This window comes from Chamaesiphon sp. OTE_20_metabat_361 (assembly GCF_031364565.1).
Map to the genome: position 1 here is coordinate 1 of NZ_JANLWO010000729.1, position 6,179 is coordinate 6,179.

A 6,179-nucleotide genomic window follows, 5' to 3' on the forward strand; every position below is an offset into this window, starting at 1 on the left:
ACTTATTCGCTGACGCGCCTCGCTGGTGCTGCCAAACCCTAGATGACTGCGGGGGGCAGCATTGTCACGCTCACCTAACTGGGTGGTGTAAAGGTAATTCCTAACAACAATGTGATGGGAATTGCCAAATCTGGCTTGGAAATGAGCGTCCGCTATCTAGCTTCCGAACTCGGTCCCGATAATATCCGCGTCAATGGCATCTCGGCTGGGCCGATTCGGACATTAGCATCTTCGGCTGTCGGCGGGATCTTGGATATGATCCATCATGTCGAGAAGGTAGCACCACTACGGCGAACTGTGACACAAACGGAGGTCGGTAATACCGCTGCTTTCTTGTGTAGCGATTTAGCTAGTGGTATCACTGGGCAAATCGTCTATGTCGATGCAGGTTACGAGACAATCGGGATGTAATTAATTAATAATTAATAATTAATAATTGAGTTTTTGGACTCGGTTGTTTTTCCCGTTCATAAAAATGCACCAAGCACAATTCACCTAAAAGGCGGGGGATTTAAACCCCTACTTTTTGCTAATTGGTGGGGTACCCATTTGGGTACCCATTCCAATATCCCCCAGCCTCCCAACTCCCAACTCCCAACTCCCATCTCCCTTCACTGCGCTTTTAATTTACTGACCTTCAGCCTGAACTTACCACTACTAGTTTCACCAAAACCTTGAACGCGGATAATATATGTCCCAGATTCTTTGATTCTCATAAACAATAAAGAGTTACTAGTTCCATCAGGGCCATCATCATTTTTACCGATACTTTTGGCTTCGGAATTTAGGAGATTGATAACTGTATCGAAAGCTTCTGAAGTCAGATCGATCGCGAGTTGGTCGCCTGCAACTAGTTGAATTTTATAATCTCGGGCAAAACCACCATCACCTGTCGGAATATCGCGTTCGGACAAAATATCTTCGACTTCACCGCTAGGTGGTAGCTGCACGGGCACGTACACAAAAGCAGATTTACTTACTTGGATGGGAGTTGGTTCGACCGCCGTGCGGGGAATCGCTTTAGTGCGATCGCCCAAGACTGTAAAAGTGGAGATAATAGCGAGTGATAAGTAGTGATAGCCAAATCTTTGAAATCCGAGCATGGTTAAATCTTTAAATGGTCGATCGGGGTAGTCTTGAATTCGAGATACGAGCGCATTATTAACGTGAATTCGATCTGTGAGTCCGATCGGTAAAGCTATGAATTAGCAGACAAACAATACCGACATTGATTGAAATGTCTGCCCAGTTAAAGATAGCAAAATTAATAATTCTCAGATCGATAAAATCGACTACAGAACCACCAAAAAACAATCGATCGATCCCATTGCCTGCGGCACCTGCTAAGATCGCGCCCAAGCCGACCTGCTCCCAAATACTATGAAAGTTTCTAAAAATACCGATCGCGACCAAAATTGCACTGACAATTAGTGACAGCCAACCCAGCCACGGCTGTCCTTCTAGCATACTAAAGGCAGCACCATAATTGCGGATATAGGTAAAGTGAAAAACATTTGGGATAATTGGGAGTGATGTCCGCTCGATTTGAAGATAACTAACGATCGCCCTTTTAGTAACCATATCGATAATAATATTGGCGATCGCCACGATCCAAAAATAATAATTTATAATTCTCATCTAATCGATTGCTAATAAAACATGATTTTTCTAAGGATAAAGGCAGTTAATGTCGCAGCACATCCTAACGCTAAATGACTTATAAAAGGATAAACCGAATAAACTACAATCATCTCTCCTAATTTAAAGCCGCCTAGTTGCTGCCAGTTAACTAATTGAAATATTCCTAGATAAATAATTCCGATCGCATGAATTGTGATGATTCCACACAGGCAACTCAAACCTAAAGCTTCTAGTGACGGCGTGGAAATAATTCGACTCAAATTTTGGCGATCGATACTTCCTTTAGCACGTTTAAATGCCAGTTGTCCGCAGACCCACGCACCAGGGATAAATGCGAGTAAATATCCAAAAGCGGGCTTTTGAAAATACTCGATTCCCCCACCATCATTGAAAACTTGCAACCACAATAATCCTAACAATAAGTAAGCAACTTGAGTTAATACACCAGCCGTTCTACCACCCAGGCAACTTACTAATAATACAGCGCCAACTTGACACTTAAACCCTAATGGATGAGTAGTAACACCATTACTCAGCCATTGCCACGGCGAACTAGTCACATGAGCGGGCACAAAGTTTGCGCCGATCGTTAGAAACAAGCCAACAATCGTCCACATTAAAATATAAGGACGAGAAACTTTAGTCATGTTAAGGAGATCGAACGGTGGTAACGTAGGTTAACTACGTTAATCGTTGTCGATCGATTGTAAATAGTCAACCCCAGGGTCGCGATTGCTTACGCTGTACTCTCTCGACCCATTAGTGATTCCACCATTTGCGATCGGATTCGCGCTAGGATGGACATTAGTTTTGGAGTTTTAGATTTTTAAGTTATAAATTATGTTAAAGCGTCTGTGGTCGCAGTTATTTGCGTTGGTGCTAGTTGTCGTCGTTGGTTTAGCTGGCTGTTCTGCCAGCCCTGGGGGACTAGTTGGTAATTATCGTCAGGATACAATGACCGTCCTCAATAGTATGAAAGCAGTATTAGAATTGCCAGATGACTCTCCAGACAAAGCAGCAGCACAGTCCCTGGCGCGGCTGAATATCAATGATTTTGCAGCACGTTACCGTCAAGATCCAGCATTGACCAAATTGAGTTCGTTCACGAGTATGCGGACGGCGCTAAACTCGCTAGCAGCCCACTACGCAGCTTATCCCAATCGCCCCCTGCCAGAAAAACTCAAAACCAGTTTAGAGCAAAAGTTTAAGCAAATCGAGTTAGCATTACAACGTAATGCGTAAATGTTGGGTTGGAGATTCGGTCTGACAGTACGATCGGTAGTAGTAGCATCACCAAAGTGTCCGCACTAGTAGTCTACGGCTTAAATCTAGTTACTATTTCGGGAAGAGATGGGAGGATCTCAACAGAGACTGAATTTGTGCCGCCTATAATTAGCTCAATAGTGACAGAGGCTGGCTATGTCTAATTTTGCGACGCTGGAACTTTTTGGCAAAATCACCTGTCCGAACCAAAAGAGTTGAAGGAGAAGTCGATCTAACGATCGACTTCTCCTTTATCTGTCAGAAGATGCCCTATTTTACTTGAGACCCGCGATCGATACTATGGATTGTACGCTACACCAAAATCTTCTTTGCTCCAACGGGAGCTGGTATCGTCACCAATTGCCTCAAAAGTTATTATTAGCGGTCTGCCTTACCAGCAGCTTCCTCACTCAAGGTTCCTACGCGCAGCCCAGCTTAGCCCAAGCTCCCGATAATTATTGCCAGATTCCCCCAGCCGAAGTCAGCGCCAAAAATGTCTTACGATTGGCTGCCCAAAAAGGAGATCCTAGCAGTAAGCGCAAATACAGTGAAATCGTCCAGAGACATTCAGCCTATGTCGAACAGTGTCGGCAGAAAAGTTGGCTCAAGAACCAGGCGATTTGGGTGCGCCTCTATCCCTGCGATGTCCGTCCTGGTTCTTTGGAAGAAATATTCGATCGAATGGTCAACAAAGGCTATAACCGGGTGTATGTAGCCACCTTCTATGGTAAAGCACTACTGCCACGCGCTAGCAATCGGACAGTCTGGAATTCAGTGTTGACCACGCGTGGTACTGAAAAAACAGATTTACTCGCAGATGCCATCACACGCGGACGCGAACGCGGTTTAAAAGTCTATGCCTGGATGTATAGTCTCAATTTCGGGCCAGAATATGGTGTCACACCCGAAGGACAATCGGCAGTCGCCCTCAATGGACGCGGCGAAACGACGCTATTTGCTGGGGAAGAAGGCTTTCAAAAAGCGACCGATGGGAATCCTGGCTCGGTATTGTTTGTCGATCCTTATAGCAATCGCGCTAGAACGGATTACGAACAGATCGTTCGCGAAGTAATCCTGCGGAAACCCGATGGCATCCTCTTTGATTATATTCGCTTCCCACGCGGTCAAGGCGGACAGTCGATCGCCAGCCAAGTCAAAGACCTGTGGATTTATGGTGATGAATCGCGCAAAACTCTCGCCGCCCTAGCGCAAAATAGGAAAGGGGCAGACTTAATCGAGCGATTTTTGACTAACGGGACGATTACGATTAACGACCTCAAGGAAGTAGACAAACTTTACCCCAATGAATCCCCCCTATGGCAAGGTCGCACCCCCCTATCGGGCGAAGCGAGCATGTCCTATGAAGAGAAATTCCCCTGGATTGAATGGGACTTGTGGCAACTTGCCCTCGCTCATGCCAGTGAAGGTGTCGTCAATTTTCTTCAGCGTGCCGCAGCACCCGTCGAACAGCAACAAATTAGATCGGGGGCGGTATTTTTCCCCGAAGCCAACCAACCCGTCGGTAGGAGAGGCTACGATTCGCGGCTCCAGCCTTGGGATCGATTTACGACTAATGAATGGCACCCGATGGCTTATGCCACCTGCAATCGCAGTGATTGTATCGTCAACCAAGTCAAGCGCGTACTGAACTTTGCCCCTGCGCGGACGGATGTCGTTCCCGCCTTGGCGGGAAATTGGGGCAAAGTCAGTGAAGGTCGCCCCTCGCTAGAGGCGCAAATGGATGGGATTCACCGCGCTCTCCCGCAGATTCATTCAATTAGCCACTTTGCTTTTTCATGGCAAGAACCAGAGTTAGACTACTATCGCAGTTCGTGTCAGCTTAAATAAATTTGAACCAAAATAATTTATGAATATCCAAAAAAGTAGAAAGTAGAAAGTAGTAGAAAGTAGGGTGGGCACTGCCCACCATCAGGGTTTCAAATGATTCTAGTATTTAAAATAAATATGTTTATCTACTTAATGATAAGATTGCGTCAAAATATTACCGATCGATAAAAGATCTAGTCTAGTTACTCATAATTTAAGTCAGCGATCGTCACGTCCGGTGGCCACTACGGCAACACCATAAACATGAAGATCGAGCGCTCGTAAGGCTAATGCTGCCGATCGCACAGTAGCGCCAGTCGTATAGATATCATCAATTAATAGAACTAAATCGCTAGATTTTACAGACGCACGATCGAGCGCAAAAGCATCGGCGACATTTTCTTGACGAGCCAATTTTGATAAGCCAAACTGAGCTACTGTCGGGCGAGTCCGTTGCAAACTGAGATCTAATTTAGCACCAGTCGCGCGACAGAAACTGCTGGCAATTAGTTCAGCTTGATTGAAACCTCTGCTCGTAAGTTTATCGGGATGGAGGGGAATGGGCATCGCTATTAAGTTAGTTATATTAGCTTGTGGTAAGGATTTTTGCCAACTGGCAGCCAGCCATTCTCCGTATATATTACCGATCGCGCGATTGCCGTCATATTTTAATTTCCCGATCGATCTTTTCACCGCACCCTCATATTTTCCCCAAGCAAATAGTGGTAGGTCGCCTTGCCAATATCGAGCGGCATCGAGTAATTGGGACTCAGTTAGTTGCCGCTCGCAGTATTTACAAAAGACATCTCCAGATGGGCGATCGCACAGCGGACAATTTGGCTTGAGAAAGAGATTTAGGGCGCTATTTTTGAAGTTAATTAGGGATGATTGCCAGGGAAGAGTCACGATCGCAATTTAGATAGAATACAAAATTTTTTCACGAATTAGCTCGATTTGAAGATCGGCAATTAGTTCGGGAAGATCGCTCGATTCGTCGATCGAACTCGCTTGCAGGCATTGAGTTAGCTCGCGTGCCAGGTGCGGGGCATTTGGATGCACAAAGATCGAGACATGATCGCCAGGAACCTCGATCGTCTCGACACCGAGTTGTGCTAAGTCCTCCCATCCCGCTGCGAGGGAGACCGTATTGACGCCGTAACCAGCTTTGAATAACGTAATCTTACCAGGGTAAGGAGCGGGTTGGTAATATTCTAATGCTCGTTCGTTCGTCGCCAAAGTGCGAGCGAATTGTTGTTGAGTTGACGTCAAGTTTAGTCGTTCGCGTACTTCGACTTCGCTCAGCACAAGTAGCGTCCGCTTTGCGGAATCGGCGTGCAGTAATTCTTGAATTTTTTGCCGAATATTTCCAATCTTACTCCGATATGAGATGACTTGATTGATGACTTTATCATAAACAAATCGACTGCCATACTTACAAAAAAGTTGCC

7 protein-coding genes and 1 pseudogene are annotated in these 6,179 nt (G+C 45.7%); 3 read left to right on the forward strand and 5 right to left on the reverse strand.

Going from position 1 to position 6,179, the window contains the following annotated elements; genetic code table 11:
* Window positions 1–411, forward strand: a pseudogene (locus tag RMO35_RS20625) (SDR family oxidoreductase); the annotation flags it as partial.
* A gap of 200 nt (window positions 412–611) precedes the next feature.
* Here RMO35_RS20625 and RMO35_RS20630 read toward each other — a convergent pair.
* The 3 genes from RMO35_RS20630 to RMO35_RS20640 are packed head-to-tail and all read right to left on the reverse strand — an operon-like array spanning window position 612 to window position 2,288.
* On the reverse strand, window positions 612–1,103 hold the full coding sequence (locus RMO35_RS20630; RefSeq protein WP_309743772.1) for a PPC domain-containing protein: 492 nt from the start codon (window positions 1,101–1,103) through the stop codon (window positions 612–614).
* A 58-nt stretch (window positions 1,104–1,161) separates the two neighbouring features.
* Complete coding sequence (lspA, locus tag RMO35_RS20635) at window positions 1,162–1,638, reverse strand: signal peptidase II (protein ID WP_309743774.1); 477 nt, start codon at window positions 1,636–1,638, stop codon at window positions 1,162–1,164.
* 11 nt (window positions 1,639–1,649) lie between these two features.
* The gene (locus RMO35_RS20640; RefSeq protein WP_309743776.1) at window positions 1,650–2,288 is read right to left on the reverse strand and encodes a biotin transporter BioY; all 639 of its coding nucleotides are present in this window, start codon (window positions 2,286–2,288) and stop codon (window positions 1,650–1,652) included.
* 193 nt (window positions 2,289–2,481) lie between these two features.
* Between RMO35_RS20640 and psb27 the strand changes: the two genes are divergently transcribed.
* Window positions 2,482–2,883, forward strand: coding sequence for a photosystem II protein Psb27 (gene psb27, locus RMO35_RS20645; RefSeq protein ID WP_309743778.1), 402 nt, complete (start codon window positions 2,482–2,484; stop codon window positions 2,881–2,883).
* A gap of 321 nt (window positions 2,884–3,204) precedes the next feature.
* Window positions 3,205–4,752 carry a hypothetical protein gene (locus tag RMO35_RS20650; RefSeq protein WP_309743780.1) on the forward strand — a complete coding sequence of 516 codons (1,548 nt, stop codon included), beginning with the start codon at window positions 3,205–3,207 and terminating at the stop codon, window positions 4,750–4,752.
* A gap of 198 nt (window positions 4,753–4,950) precedes the next feature.
* Here the strand turns inward: RMO35_RS20650 and RMO35_RS20655 are convergent, their stop codons facing one another.
* Window positions 4,951–5,637 carry a ComF family protein gene (locus RMO35_RS20655; RefSeq protein ID WP_309743782.1) on the reverse strand — a complete coding sequence of 229 codons (687 nt, stop codon included), beginning with the start codon at window positions 5,635–5,637 and terminating at the stop codon, window positions 4,951–4,953.
* Window positions 5,638–5,646: 9 nt separating this feature from the next.
* Window positions 5,647–6,179, reverse strand: a 533-nt coding sequence (locus RMO35_RS20660) for a hypothetical protein (protein ID WP_309743784.1), incomplete at its 5' end; no start/stop codon positions are given.